Source organism: Ruegeria sp. HKCCD6604, from assembly GCF_013110635.1.
In the GTDB taxonomy this organism is placed as follows: Bacteria; Pseudomonadota; Alphaproteobacteria; order Rhodobacterales; family Rhodobacteraceae; genus Ruegeria.
On record NZ_WVQW01000001.1, the window covers coordinates 1 to 13,157 of the forward strand.

Below are 13,157 nucleotides of genomic sequence, written 5' to 3' on the forward strand. Positions count from 1 at the left end.
TCGCCCGCCAGCGCCCGAAACCATCATACCAATGGATCGCAGGCCGACAATGCACTAACAATCAATTTGGACCAGTCAGATGAGGCTGCTCAGGGCACTCCTTTTGGGTAAGCCAGCGACATGGACATCGCGCTGATTATGAAAAACAGCGGCACCCCCATCGAAAAATAGTCGACACCCCAGTCTGTGTAATCGACACCAAGCGGATGAATTTTCACCGCGTGTACAAACACGACCGCAGACGCCGCGATACCGCGCAGTGAATCAAGGCCATGCGCCCTTTGATCTTTGAGATTGCCTGTCATGATCCACTCGAGATGCCGCGCCTGTGCTGCCAAATGACTTCGACAGCGGTGAATGCCAGCGATAGATGGTTGGCGCGCGATGGCAATCCGAATGACGGTTTCAAGGCGGAGACACGCTGGGGGATCGCTGTGTGCGGGGCCGTGGCCGTCTGCGGGATCTGGAGTTGGCAGACGTTGAACCGGCGGGCTCGTCCACTTGCATTGCATTTCCGGGGCCCGTAACAAAGCCGCAGGCAGGGATGCGCGCTACACATCTGCAAAGATGTGTTTTTTCCCGCTATCCTGAATTTGCGGGCCACGGGTACAGGTAGACGCGATGAGACTTGTCATATCCACGATGAAAGACGAGGGGCCGTTCATCCTGGAATGGATTGCATACTATCTTTCGATCGGCTTCACCCATTTTATCGTCAATTCGAACGATTGTTCCGATGGCACCGACACGATCCTTCAGCGGTGCCAGGAACTGGGGTTTCTGGCGCATATCGACAATCCCGACCCGTGGGAATTTGGACCTCAGGCTTCAGCTTATGCAAACGCCATGGAACACCCCTGGTGCAAAGAAGCCGAATGGATATTGGTCTGCGACGTGGATGAATTTCTTGATATTCGCGTCGGCGACGGAACACTGGACGATTTGTTTCGTGCATTGCCGCATGCGGACGGTTTCGCCGCAATCTGGCAGTTATTCGGGCACAACGGAATCGTCGAGTTCGAAGACAGGTTCATTGTCGAGCAATTCACCCGTGCGGGCGAGCTTGGCGCCGTCAGTCCTCACAACTTGCGGGCGTTCAAATCGCTGTTTCGCAACAACGGATCGTATCGCACAATCAGCACGCATCGACCGCGCGGCCCGATACCCAACAAGGCGGATCGATTTGCTTGGGTCGACGGGGACGGGGATCCGTTGCCGCCGGCCATGCGAAGACGCGGGTGGGCGTATTCATCAACGGGCGCCGGGTTTGGTCGCAGGCTTTTTCGGATGAACCACTATGCGGTGAGGTCCGTGGAAAGCTATCTGATGAAACGGTTGCGCGGGGATGTGAACACCTCGAGCTTTCATCCGAAGATGGAGGCAACCGGTCAGGCTTACTGGAAGCTGCATTGCTATAACGACATCGAAGAAACCTCGATCCTGTCCAAAGTCGCGCGACTGCGGGAGGTCTACGAAAAACTGCGATCCGATCCTGTTCTGGGGCAATTGCATCATCAGGCGGTTGCATTTCACAAGGAACGTATCGCAAGCCTCAGAAAAACTGAGGTGGCGCAGGATTTCGTTGCAAAGTTCAGCCGCTTTCGCAGCGGGCGCTATGTCAAGGCGCTGGACCTCGGCGTGATGGAAGACGGCGATCTGTCCTTCAACGCCGAAATGTACAAGGACCCGGAAATCACATTTGCCCAGGTCGCGAAATGGACGCGGCTTGGCAAGATGTCCAAGCCCGAGAACTCCAGGCCATACAATTTCCCCTGGTTTGTTCGGCTCGACTCCCTCGAAACCTCATTCGATTACGAAGAGGCCGCCGCGCAGCACGCGCAAATCACGGATGCCAAACAAGTTTCGGTGCCGTTTGATCCAAAGGATCCTGTCTACCTGCCTGCTGTCCCCCCGGAAGTTGAAAGAACAAAAGACCAGCGGCAGAGTTTTCTTCGATCGATCAGTGGCAAGAAGAACTGGGTGCTGATCGGACATGTTGAGACTGAAATCATTGAAGAAATACTTGACCTTGACGCTGTCGAGAGATTGACGGTCATAGGACCGTGGGGGCTGTCATGGGACGGTTTCACCTGCCCGGATGCAACCCAGGATCCCGAGCTACAGGCGTTGGACCGCACGTTCTATGCATTGCTGGAATATTTCCGCGACCCCATTCTTGCCGGACGATTGCGTGTCTACCGGGCACTGCCCCCCTTGATGCTGAAGCTGTTTGAAGACGAAAGCGTCGGTGTCGTCATCATCCGCGGGGTGCGGGCAGAGCAGGTGATGACCCAGCTGTTGCGCCGCATCGACCGGGTTCTTGCACCCGGGGGCAGTATCGCATTCACATCTTATCGCCGTCTTGGTGGCGGGTCGTATACGGGTATGAATGCGGCGATAAACAGTTTCCTGGGGCGCAATGCTGCGCGGTACCGGGTAACCAGCTTGCAGCCACCGTGGCTTGGTATCGACAAGTTGCCACCACTTGACAAAAAGGATGCATAGCTTCTGGTTCTTGCGCCGACGGCGTGGTAGCCATGTTTCAATAAACAAAACGGGTTCTGCGTGAACAGGATACCCGTCTGCAAGTGAGGTCGAGATGTCAAACGAATCCAAGGTTATCGGTGTTGCGCCCGGCAGCCAGAAGAAACCGAAGGCTGACAAGGCGACCAAGCGCAAGAACAGCAAGGAAGCAATCCGTCGCACATTCCTTTCGCGTTTGCCAAAGGGGGGCTTGGCCGTTGAAATCGGTGTCTGGCAGGGTGAGTTCTCTCCGACCATTCTGAAACTGATCGAGCCCAGTCAGCTTTTTCTGATCGACCCATGGAAACATATTGGTGAGGAATCACACACAACCGCGTTTGTGGGCCGGACCGAAGATGAAAAGATGGAGGCCATCTTCCAGAAGGTCGTAAAGTCTTTCGAGGCCGAGATCGAAGAAGGCAAGGTTGGTATCATACGCGATTTTTCGGTACCTGCGTTGGAGCTTTTCGATGATGACAGCATCTCGTTTGCCTATGTTGATGGGGATCATTCATATGAGGGCGTGACCGCCGATCTGGCCGCTTTGTTTCCCAAGATCAAACCCGGTGGGATCATGGCATTCGACGACTACCACCGCCGCGGCTGGTGGGGCGACGGCGTGATCCGTGCGGTCAACGAGTTTCTGGGCCAGCACCCCCGAGAGCTGCGCATCCGCGCGATTGCCGGCGCGCAGATCGCCATCGAAAAGATTGTCCCGCAAGATGACAGCAAAGGTCAGAACGACTAGGCGGCGGGGATAAGTGGCAGCGATGGAAAAGCCTGAAAAGATCCTCATCACTGCGATGAAGAACGAGGGCCCCTATATTCTGGAATGGGTGGCCCATCACAAGGTGCTGGGGTTTGACCGGATCATTGTCTACACCAATGACTGTACAGACGGCACCAACCAGATTCTGAGACGGTTGCAGGACTTGGGCCATGTGGAGTTTCACAGGAACCGGGTTGGAACCGGAGGGATTCATCGGTCTGCGCTGCGACAGGCACGGCGCTTGCCGGTGGTGAAAGACGCAAAGTGGATATATGTCGGCGACGCGGATGAATTCCTGAATATTCACGTTGGAAATCACAGGGTTGATGATCTGATCGAGGCAACGCCCGGCGTTGACGTCATTTCCATCCCCTGGAAGATTTTCTCGAACAGTGGTCGGCATGTTATGCGCGATACGCTGGTGACGCGGCAGTTCTTCGATTGTGAACTGGATTTCGAACAAGGCGGGGCAGGGCGCCGGTTTGTCAAATCCCTGTTCAGGCAGGGCGATTTCTATCTTCGTTTCGGGTTGCACAACCCGCACCCCCGTCCCGAACTTCAGGCCGGCGTGTTCCGGTCCGTGCCCGGAGGGCACGCCACGGAACCTGCGCCCTTCGGCAACCATGTCTCGCCTCCGTTTGGTTTTGAAGTCGCACAGATCAACCACTATGCCGTCAGATCCACGCAGGCCTATCTGGCCAAGCGCAGCCGAGGTCGGGCAAATCATTCCTCGCAGACACTTGGAACCGAATATTGGGACCGCTGGAACCGTGGCGGTGCCAAGGATGAAACAATCCTGCGGTACAAGGATGAAGTGGATGCGGCGCTGGAAGAGTTTCGCGCCGACGACAGGCTTCGACGGCTACATAGAAGAGCGTTCCGCTGGCACAAGGCCCTGATCAACGATCTGCTGAAACTGCCAGAGTATGATGAGCTGTACCAGAAACTTCTTGAAAAACCGGCTGTGGATTTTGTCGCAAAGGACCGTGGCGTAAGGGAACGCATGTCGTCCAGCGCGCCGTCTTCGACTGACGAAAACCGGACAGAGTCCTGACAAAACAGCCCCTGGAGAAATAGACGAATGGTTGCGGATCACTCTCTTCCGACGATTGGGATGCTGTGGATGGAAGGCAGCCTGAGCTTTCTGGAGCAGATGTGCATGCTGTCATTCGTCGAATGCGGGCACAGGGTTGTTTTGTTCCACTATGGGCAAGTCGACAACGTTCCGGATGGTATCGAACTGGTGTCGGCAAACGAAATCCACGAACCCAGGCAGTTCATCGTGAACAACCAGTTCAAGACGCCGGTGCCCCAATCCGATATCTTCAGATTGCACCTGATGAAGAAAACGGATTTTCTGTGGTGCGACACGGATGTTTTGGCGCTTGCCCCGATACCAAGGGCCGATCATGTTTTTGGGTATTTCAACCGCGATACCATCTGCAATGCTGTTATGCGGCTGCCCTTCGACAGCCCCACGTTGAACGCGTATTCCGAATACTGCCAGGATCCCTATCCGATCCGCCCTTGGGTTGAAGGGGAGGAACGGAAAGAACTGGAACGCCTTAAACAGGCTGGAGAGTTGCCTCATGCGTCAGATCAGGAACACAGTGTCTACGGCCCCGGCGTCATGACATGGTTTCTGCGCCATTTTGACGAGTTGAAGCATGCCAGCCCCATACCGGTCTTTTATCCTTTGCCGTTCAGACGGGCAGGGCAGGCCAATGACATTCACGTCCGAGAGTTCAGGGACGCGTATATCAAAGAGGAAACGCTTGCCGTGCATCTGTGGGGGCGTCGGATGCGGTGGTGGATTGCAAACGGGATCAAACGGCATTCGTTTCTGGATCGACGTTTGCGGAACCTGGGGGTGAGACCGGGCGACGCGCCTTTGCCGCGCCACGGCCGAGCGGGCCTCAAACCGGTGGAGTTTCCGGCAAACCTGCCCACCTTGCGCGCTACGACTGAAGAAATCCACGACGCCACCGGCGGCGTTGTTTCCGTTGCTCTGCTCTCTGACAGGGAAGACTATCTCAAGGCGGCACAGGCTGATCTCGACGCAATTGCAGCTGACAATCTGCATGGCTCCAACACCCCGCTACGCGTCGGTTTTTCGCGCGGTTGGGAACACTATGGCAGTGACCCTGCACGGCTGAATGCGCTTGGCATGTCACTGTACAACTATGCGGATAGCCATCGGTCTTTACCCGATCTGCGCGCGCCAAAGACGTTCGCCGAAAAGCTGGTGGTCATGAAGCTGTTTGGCGAAGTCCCTGATGCGTTGATTTCTGACCGGTCCAAATACGTGGGCAGCGCCTCGGAACTGCTCGCCTGCCCACAGCGCATGTGGGGGGCGCACATTCCGGCATTGCCCGAAACACTCGACCTCGGGCCCGGCCAGTATTGGTTGAAAGGAACGATGAGCCATGGTCACAAGCTGGCCCTGTCGTTCCCGCTGGATGGCACGCAGCGCGACGATGCCAACCAGAAACTGGCCGCGTGGCACAAGACAAAAACACCCGAAGGGTTCTGGACAGGCGAATGGTGGCGCGCCACGCAAAAGCCCCTCTATTACATCGAAGAAGACTTGTCCGCCGGGGATCGACAGGCCGGCACCTGGAAATTCTGGGTGATCGCCGGACGCGTGCAGCTGGTGCAGGTTGACCGTGACCGGGGGCGAGGGCGCATCCAGATGCTCCATGATCGCGACTACGATTACCTTGCAGATGAGCTGTATTCACCAACCAGCAGCACTGTTGAACCCCGGCCCGAACGTTTTGAAGACATGATCCGGATCGCTGAAACCCTGGGGCAAGACCTTGAATGCGCAAGCGTAGAGCTTTTCCCGGTTGGTGACAGGATTTGCTTGGGTGACATCATGTTGGCGCCGGTGTCGGGCAAGCACAAGATGCGGTCGGATGCGCTGGATCAGCGTCTGGGTGCTGCGTGGACCGGAACTCGGCTGTTTCCCGGCTGAGGCTGGACGATTCCCGGATCTTTCATGCCGCCGGAACAGGTGGCAGGGCCTATTCGACCGCGATTTCCTGGCGCAGTTTTCCAGTTGTTTTGTCAAAGATCAGAATGCGATTGTCATCGGTTGCGACGGCATACCAGTTTGCCCCGATGGTCAGGGCCTGCGCCCGGGCGCCGTCGGGCAGCGCGATCTGATCCGGCAAGGTCGGTGTGCGGTCCGATAGGCGGATGACAATCAGGGCGAATGTCACTAGAACCCCGCCAATCATCACCGCGGTCAACAGCATGACCATCCGCCGCAGCAATCGCAGTTGCGGAGTTTCCTGCGGTTCTTGAGGTTCGGAAGGGACAGTCATGGGCACCCGCCAGATTGAGTTTCAGATCGCGGCCGATCCGCCGCCTCGCCTTGATAAGGCGCTTTCCCGGGATGTGCCAGACGGGGAAAACTTGTCGCGCACCCGACTTGCGCGTCTGATCGAAGGGGGCGCGGTGCAGATCGAGGGTGCCGAGATACGCGACCCCAAGGCCAAGGTGGCCGAAGGGGCACGGGTCACGATTGCCGTGGCCGAGGCCGAAGACAGCCATATCGGCCCCGAGGACATCCCGCTCGAGATCGTCTTCGAGGATGCGGACGTAATCGTCGTCAACAAACCCGCAGGCATGGTCGTGCACCCTGCGCCGGGATCACCCAGCGGGACATTGGTGAATGCTTTGCTCCACCATTGCGGAGACGATCTGTCGGGCGTCGGCGGGGTGAAACGCCCCGGTATCGTGCATCGCATCGACAAGGAAACCAGTGGTCTTCTGGTGGTCGCTAAGTCAGACGCGGCGCATCACGGTCTGGCCGAGCAGTTCGCGGCGCATAGCGTCGAACGGTATTACCGTGCGGTGTGTTACGGGGTGCCGGATGCCAACGATCCTCGGTTGCGCGGTGTCAAAGGGATCAGCTTTGAACCCGGAAACATCATGCGCGTCACAACGCAACTTGCGCGACACAAGACCGACCGTCAAAAACAGGCGGTTCTGTTTCATGGCGGGCGGCATGCCGTGACACGCGCACGCGTTGTCGAGACATTTGGTGTGCCGGCGGGTCTTGCCCTGATCGAGTGCTGGCTTGAAACCGGCCGAACGCATCAGATCCGCGTTCATATGGCCCACGCAGGGCACGGGCTGGTGGGCGACCCGGTTTATGGTGGCAAGCGCAAGCTGTCCGCAAAAGCGTTCTCCGCCGCTGCCGCCGGTTTTGTAGGCACTTTTCCCCGTCAGGCGCTTCATGCCGCCGTTTTGGGATTCGAGCACCCCGTCACCGGTGAATCCCTGCGGTTCGAGGCCGATTTGCCGCAAGATATGCAATGCCTTGTCGAACGTCTGCGCACACCGCTGTCATAATAAGCAAACTCCTGTGAGAAAGGGCTTTTTACCTTTTCTTAACGTAAGATTAATTCCAGACTGTTAGCAGCACCTCTTGAATGGGAAGGGTTCCTTACCCATATCCTATGTTAAACATCTAAACATTTGTCGGAGGGACACAATAATGGCAAACTACGCAAATCTTCCCGCACCGACGCCCGAGGGCGGCCTGAATCGCTATATGCAGGAAATCCGCAAGTTTCCTCTGCTGGAGCCGGAAGAAGAATACATGCTGGCCAAGCGTTGGGTCGAAGAGCAGGACACCGAAGCCGCGCACAAGATGGTGACGTCTCACCTGCGTCTGGCGGCCAAGATCGCCATGGGCTATCGCGGCTATGGTCTGCCGCAGGCCGAAGTGATTTCCGAGGCCAATGTGGGCCTGATGCAGGCGGTCAAACGGTTTGACCCTGAAAAAGGCTTCCGTCTGGCGACCTATGCAATGTGGTGGATACGTGCCTCGATCCAGGAATACATCCTGCGATCCTGGTCTCTGGTGAAACTGGGCACGACCTCGGCGCAGAAAAAGCTGTTCTTTAATCTGCGCAAGGCCAAGGCCCGCATCGGTGCACTGGAAGAGGGCGACCTGCGCCCTGAAAATGTCAAGAAGATCGCCACTGATCTGGGCGTGACCGAAGAAGAAGTGATCAGCATGAACCGCCGGATGTCCGGTGGCGATGCGTCCCTGAACGCCACGGTCGGGTCCGAAGGCGAAGGCACCATGCAATGGCAGGACTGGCTTGAGGATGAGGATGCCGATCAGGCCGGTGATTACGAAGCACGCGATGAACTGGAAGCACGTCGGGAATTGCTGGCGGCGGCTTTGGATGTGCTGAATGATCGGGAAAAGGATATCCTGACCCAGCGCCGATTGATGGATCAGCCTGTCACGCTCGAGGAGTTGAGCACTCAGTATAACGTAAGCCGAGAACGCATTCGCCAGATCGAAGTGCGCGCGTTCGAGAAGCTGCAAAAGAAAATGCGGGATCTGGCGCGGGAAAAAGGCATGTTGGGCGTCAGCTAACAGTTGCGCCCCTGCTTGCCTCGCAGGAAGATTCTTTGCGTTCAAGCATTAACGGAAAACGCCTTCTGATGATCAGGGGGCGTTTTTTGCGAATGTTGGCGGAAACTGAACCAAAGCCCTGAATCAATGGCTGAAGGTCGAAAGCTGTGTTAGGAAAAGACGTGTTTTGTCTTTGATTTCGCAGCAGAACGAGCGCTGGTGCCCCCTCGGGAAGCGCGTAATTTGAAACAAGCCGAGTACGGAGGGTGCAATGCAAAGACCGGTTCAATTTGGTGTATTGGGTGCAGCGAAATTTGCGCGCGAATACATGGCCCCGGCGATACATGCCGCCAATGGCGCGCGCTTGGCCGCGCTGGCAACCTCGGATACCGCAAAGGCAGAACCGTTTCAGTCCTTTTGCCCAGATTTGCAAGTATTTGACAGCTATGATGCGTTGTTGGCAGACGCCGGAATCGACGCAGTCTACATCCCGTTGCCCAATCATATGCATGCGGAATGGAGCCTTAAGGCTTTGAGCGCTGGTAAGCATGTTCTGTGCGAAAAGCCCATGACCATGAAGGCGGATGAATTCGACGCATTGATCCAAAAGCGGGACGAAAGCGGCCTGCTGGCCGCCGAGGCATACATGACCGTCCATCACCCTCAATGGCAGCTTGCAAGGAAACTGATCGCTGATGGTGCCATCGGCAATTTGGTACATGTGACCGGTGCATTCAGTTTCGACAATCGCTCTGACACTCGGAACATTCGAAACCGTGCGGAAACGGGCGGCGGAGGATTGCGTGACATCGGGGTCTACGTGATCGGTGGAGCACGCTTTGCAACCGGGCAAGAGCCTGTGTCGGTGCAATCCGCGATCCGTTGGCAGGATGATATCGACATCTTCACTGAAATACGCGCCCAGTTCCCCGGATTTACCTATTCCAGCTATGTGTCCATACGGATGCATCCCCATCAAGAGATGGTATTTCACGGCGAGAGCGGTTTGATCCGCCTGACGACCCCGTTCAATGCGCGTGTGTTCGGAGAGGCGCGGGTCGAGCTGCACCGGCCGGGGCTTGAAGTTCAGGTCACCCGCTTCCCCGGAGCAGACCATTACAAGTTGCAGGTCGAGGCCTTTTGCCGATCAATCAGGGATGGGGCGGAATATCCTTGCCCTTTGGAATTCTCACGCGGGACGCAAGAGGTGATTGATCGTGTATTCGAGGGCGCGGTTTCACTGTAACTTGCGTTGCGGCCAACGGCTCAGCTATCCTGAGTGTCACAGTTTCAGGAGATGACCGATGGCCGGAGGTTGGGCACGCGACGGCGCTGTAAGCGAACAGATCGAAGCGTCGATCTCAGATGAACTGGCGCGGATGCAGGCGCAAAAGCGGCCCCAGGGCGAAAGCCTGACCCATTGTGCCGAATGCGAGGAACCCATACCGGAAAAGCGTCGCGTCGCGTTGCCGGGAGTAAAGCTCTGCCTGGATTGCCAGCAAGAGCGGGACGGCGCGTTCAAGGCGCGCGGCGGTGTAAATCGGCGTGGATCGAAAGACAGTCAGTTGAAGTGATCTTGGTATGGCCGCGATGAGCCCAAAGCAGACAATCTCGGAACGAAATGATATGTTCGCAGAACCAGAGGCGCTCATACATTCAGGAACCGTACTTTACGGAGGTCGGATGAATGATCATGCGTATTTTTCAGGTCGTGACACGGCCAGGCAAAGAGGAAGAGTTCAGCAAGTTCTTCCATGAAACAGCTATCCCCTTGATGAGGGGTACCAAGGGCATCGTTAAAGTGTTTCCTGGTGCCGCACGTGCTGACACACCGCGAGAGTTCAGCTTTGTGATGATTTGGGAAAACCTGGAGTCACTAAAGGCTTTTGCCGGCGATAACTACCAGAGTCCGCATATCGATCCGGCGGAGGCCGAATTGGTCGAGTCGCGTTCGATCAAGCATTATGAGCTGGTTCAATAAGAGCGATGGCTTGAATGCAAGGAAGCAATTAGGGGGAAACAATGATCAAGGGGAAATGCGGTTGCGGAGCCGTAACGTATAAGATGACTTCGCCACCCATGTTCGTGCATTGCTGCCACTGTCGCGAATGCCAGCGACAAACCGGAGCGGCCTACGTCTTGAACGCAATCATTGAAGCTGATCGCGTGCAGTTTGAGGGGCCAATCACTGAACATGAGCTCTCTACTCCAAGCGGGAAAGGTCAGATCATTACGCGCTGTAGGGATTGTGGCGTCGCCGTTTTTAGCAGCTACATGATCCGCCTTGGCAAGCTAAGGTACGTGCGCGTCGGAACATTGAACAACCCGGATCAATGTCCTCCGGATGTACAGATTTTCACCAACAGCAAGCAGGCCTGGGTGCCACTCAGCAAAGACATTCCTATCTTTGAGGAATTTTACAAATTCGATGAGGTGTGGCCGCCCAATGCGTTGGACCGTTTGGAGATAGCTCTATCCTGACGGTTCAGTCGCTCGGGCCATAAGGTCCGCATTGTCCCACGTAGCGGACGCTTGCATTCAACAGCCCCTTGGGCGCGACAGTGCCGAGGAAGGAGGATTTCCACAAGGCAGATGTCGCCACCCTCTGTTACGGGCGTCTCAGCCCTCCATCGCCTCCAGCTCGTCAATGAAGCCCGAGATCATCGACAGGCCCTTGTCCCAGAATTTCGGGTCGCTGGCATCTAGCCCGAACGGGGCCAGCAGTTCTTTGTGGTGCTTTGATCCACCTGCGCGCAGCATTTCGAAATACTTGTCCTCGAAACCTTCGGCGCCGCTTTCATAGACCGAGTATAGCGCGTTCACCAACCCGTCGCCGAAGGCATAGGCGTAAACGTAGAAGGGCGAATGAACAAAGTGCGGGATATAAGCCCAGAAGGTCTCGTACCCGTCCATGAATTCGAATGCCGGGCCAAGACTTTCGGCCTGAACGCTCATCCACAGGGCATTGATGTCGTCTGGGGTCAGCTCCCCCTCGCGGCGGGCGGCGTGCAGTTTGCATTCAAAGTCGTAGAAGGCGATCTGGCGGACCACCGTGTTGATCATGTCCTCGACCTTGCCGGCCAGCAGAACCTTGCGCTGTTCGGGCGTTTCGGCCTGGTCCAGCATCTTGCGGAAGGTCAGCATCTCGCCGAAGACGCTGGCGGTTTCGGCCAGCGTCAGCGGAGTCGAGGACAGCATCTCGCCCTGATCGGCAGCCAGCACCTGATGCACGCCGTGGCCCAGCTCGTGCGCAAGCGTCATCACGTCGCGCGGTTTGCCCAGATAGTTGAGCATCACGTAAGGATGCACCTCGGTCACGGTGGGATGCGCGAAGGCGCCCGGAGCCTTGCCGGGCTTCACCGCCGCGTCGATCCAGCCTTTAGAGAAGAACGGCGCCGCGATGTCGGCCATGCGGGGATCGAAGGCGGCGTAGGCTTCCATCACGGTTTTCTCGGCGTCCTCCCACGACACGGTGCGGGTGTCTTCCATCGGCAGCGGCGCGTTGCGGTCCCAGACCTGCATCACATCCAGCCCCAGCCACTTTCGCTTGAGCTCATAGTACCGATGGCTGAGTTTGGGATAGGCGGCCACGACCGCCTCGCGCAGGGCTTCGACCACTTCGGGTTCGACATCGTTCGACAAGTGACGCCCTGTTTGCGCGGTCGGCATCTTGCGCCAGCGATCGACGATTTCTTTCTCTTTGGCCTGCGTGTTGTGGACACGGGCAAATGTTTTGATGTTCTCCTGAAACACGCGGGCCAGTTCGCGCGCCGCGGCCTCGCGCTTGGACCGGTCCTGTTCGGTCAACAGGTTCAGGGTGCCTTCGATGTTCAGCTCTTCGCCGTCCACCGTAAAGGTCAGCCCGGCGATGGTTTCGTCGAAAAGACGCTCCCACGCGTCGCCGACAACGCCCAGATCGTGCAGGAATTTTTCCAGCTCGTCAGACAGCTGATAGGGCTTCATCGCGCGGATGCGCCGGAACACGGGCTCGTATCGGGCAAGATCCGGGTTGGCAGCAAAATGCGCCCCAAGCACATCATCTTCGATCCGGTTGATCTCGAGCGTGAAAAACACCAGAGGCGTTGTGAACACGGTGATCTTTTCCTGCATGTCCGACAGGAACTTGGCCCGCTCTGCGTCGGTGGTCAGTTGGTAATAGCGCAGACCGGCAAAGGACATGATACGGCCTGCGACGGCGTTGATCTTTTCATTGCGCTGAACGCAGGCCAAAAGGGCCGCAGCGTCCAGCTCTGCCAGCTTGCCTTCATAGTCTGCCGCAAAGGCGGCACATTCGCCTTCCAGCCAGTCCAAGTCGCGCGCCAGTTCGGGCGCCTCTTCCGAGGCGTAGAGATCCGTCAGATCCCATTCGGGAAGATTGCCCAGATTGTCAGCACCGCCCATTGCGTTTGCGTCACGGACGGGAAAGGGAAGGTCGCGCATGGATCACCTTTTGTAGACTGCTTTGCAAACATCTAGGGTTGG

At 57.0% G+C, this 13,157-nt stretch carries 13 protein-coding genes; 10 read left to right on the plus strand and 3 right to left on the minus strand.

Going from position 1 to position 13,157, the window contains the following annotated elements:
- Positions 1-89: 89 nt before the first annotated feature.
- Positions 90-305 (minus strand): acyltransferase family protein, encoded by a 216-nt coding sequence (locus GS614_RS00005; protein WP_171116457.1) that lies wholly within the window; start codon positions 303-305, stop codon positions 90-92.
- Positions 306-621: 316 nt separating this feature from the next.
- Here GS614_RS00005 and GS614_RS00010 point away from each other — a divergent pair, with 316 nt between their 5' ends.
- The 4 genes from GS614_RS00010 to GS614_RS00025 all read left to right on the plus strand — a co-directional run bounded on the left by GS614_RS00010 (position 622) and on the right by GS614_RS00025 (position 6,269).
- Complete coding sequence (locus GS614_RS00010; RefSeq protein ID WP_171725215.1) at positions 622-2,505, plus strand: glycosyltransferase family 2 protein; 1,884 nt, start codon at positions 622-624, stop codon at positions 2,503-2,505.
- 94 nt (positions 2,506-2,599) lie between these two features.
- Complete coding sequence (locus tag GS614_RS00015) at positions 2,600-3,271, plus strand: class I SAM-dependent methyltransferase (protein WP_170346632.1); 672 nt, start codon at positions 2,600-2,602, stop codon at positions 3,269-3,271.
- Between the two features lie 22 nt (positions 3,272-3,293).
- Positions 3,294-4,346 carry a glycosyltransferase family 2 protein gene (locus GS614_RS00020; RefSeq protein WP_171613694.1) on the plus strand — a complete coding sequence of 351 codons (1,053 nt, stop codon included), beginning with the start codon at positions 3,294-3,296 and terminating at the stop codon, positions 4,344-4,346.
- A 27-nt stretch (positions 4,347-4,373) separates the two neighbouring features.
- On the plus strand, positions 4,374-6,269 hold the full coding sequence (locus tag GS614_RS00025) for an ATP-grasp fold amidoligase family protein (protein WP_171725216.1): 1,896 nt from the start codon (positions 4,374-4,376) through the stop codon (positions 6,267-6,269).
- A 49-nt stretch (positions 6,270-6,318) separates the two neighbouring features.
- Here GS614_RS00025 and GS614_RS00030 read toward each other — a convergent pair whose 3' ends face one another.
- Positions 6,319-6,621 (minus strand): DUF6476 family protein, encoded by a 303-nt coding sequence (locus GS614_RS00030; protein WP_152457651.1) that lies wholly within the window; start codon positions 6,619-6,621, stop codon positions 6,319-6,321.
- Here GS614_RS00030 and GS614_RS00035 point away from each other — a divergent pair.
- From GS614_RS00035 to GS614_RS00060, 6 genes are all read left to right on the plus strand, one after another.
- Entirely contained in the window at positions 6,620-7,654 is a 1,035-nt protein-coding gene (locus GS614_RS00035; protein ID WP_171725217.1) for an RluA family pseudouridine synthase, read from the plus strand. The two genes, GS614_RS00030 and GS614_RS00035, sit on opposite strands and share 2 nt — an antisense overlap.
- Positions 7,655-7,799: 145 nt before the next feature.
- Positions 7,800-8,696, plus strand: coding sequence for an RNA polymerase sigma factor RpoH (rpoH, locus tag GS614_RS00040; protein WP_171116444.1), 897 nt, complete (start codon positions 7,800-7,802; stop codon positions 8,694-8,696).
- A 250-nt stretch (positions 8,697-8,946) separates the two neighbouring features.
- The gene (locus GS614_RS00045) at positions 8,947-9,921 is read left to right on the plus strand and encodes a Gfo/Idh/MocA family protein (protein WP_171725218.1); all 975 of its coding nucleotides are present in this window, start codon (positions 8,947-8,949) and stop codon (positions 9,919-9,921) included.
- Positions 9,922-9,979: 58 nt separating this feature from the next.
- Positions 9,980-10,249: a DksA/TraR family C4-type zinc finger protein gene (locus GS614_RS00050; RefSeq protein WP_170346639.1), complete on the plus strand. Its 270-nt coding sequence runs from the start codon at positions 9,980-9,982 to the stop codon at positions 10,247-10,249.
- Between the two features lie 113 nt (positions 10,250-10,362).
- A complete protein-coding gene (locus GS614_RS00055) occupies positions 10,363-10,656 on the plus strand; it encodes an antibiotic biosynthesis monooxygenase (RefSeq protein WP_171725219.1) in 294 nt (97 codons plus the stop codon).
- Between the two features lie 98 nt (positions 10,657-10,754).
- Positions 10,755-11,156, plus strand: coding sequence for a GFA family protein (locus tag GS614_RS00060; RefSeq protein ID WP_256368876.1), 402 nt, complete (start codon positions 10,755-10,757; stop codon positions 11,154-11,156).
- A gap of 138 nt (positions 11,157-11,294) precedes the next feature.
- Here the strand turns inward: GS614_RS00060 and GS614_RS00065 are convergent, their stop codons facing one another.
- Positions 11,295-13,115, minus strand: coding sequence for a M3 family oligoendopeptidase (locus GS614_RS00065; RefSeq protein WP_171228542.1), 1,821 nt, complete (start codon positions 13,113-13,115; stop codon positions 11,295-11,297).
- Between the last annotated feature and the right edge of the window lie 42 nt (positions 13,116-13,157).

Coding starts and splice junctions, on each gene's coding strand:
- GS614_RS00030 (WP_152457651.1), bottom strand. CDS start 6,621: ATGACTGTCCCTTCCGAACCTCAAGAACCGCAGGAAACTCCGCAACTG.
- GS614_RS00065 (WP_171228542.1), bottom strand. CDS start 13,115: ATGCGCGACCTTCCCTTTCCCGTCCGTGACGCAAACGCAATGGGCGGT.
- rpoH (WP_171116444.1), top strand. CDS start 7,800: ATGGCAAACTACGCAAATCTTCCCGCACCGACGCCCGAGGGCGGCCTG.
- GS614_RS00020 (WP_171613694.1), top strand. CDS start 3,294: ATGGAAAAGCCTGAAAAGATCCTCATCACTGCGATGAAGAACGAGGGC.
- GS614_RS00045 (WP_171725218.1), top strand. CDS start 8,947: ATGCAAAGACCGGTTCAATTTGGTGTATTGGGTGCAGCGAAATTTGCG.
- GS614_RS00035 (WP_171725217.1), top strand. CDS start 6,620: ATGGGCACCCGCCAGATTGAGTTTCAGATCGCGGCCGATCCGCCGCCT.
- GS614_RS00015 (WP_170346632.1), top strand. CDS start 2,600: ATGTCAAACGAATCCAAGGTTATCGGTGTTGCGCCCGGCAGCCAGAAG.
- GS614_RS00005 (WP_171116457.1), bottom strand. CDS start 305: ATGACAGGCAATCTCAAAGATCAAAGGGCGCATGGCCTTGATTCACTG.
- GS614_RS00050 (WP_170346639.1), top strand. CDS start 9,980: ATGGCCGGAGGTTGGGCACGCGACGGCGCTGTAAGCGAACAGATCGAA.
- GS614_RS00025 (WP_171725216.1), top strand. CDS start 4,374: ATGGTTGCGGATCACTCTCTTCCGACGATTGGGATGCTGTGGATGGAA.
- GS614_RS00060 (WP_256368876.1), top strand. CDS start 10,755: ATGTTCGTGCATTGCTGCCACTGTCGCGAATGCCAGCGACAAACCGGA.
- GS614_RS00055 (WP_171725219.1), top strand. CDS start 10,363: ATGATCATGCGTATTTTTCAGGTCGTGACACGGCCAGGCAAAGAGGAA.
- GS614_RS00010 (WP_171725215.1), top strand. CDS start 622: ATGAGACTTGTCATATCCACGATGAAAGACGAGGGGCCGTTCATCCTG.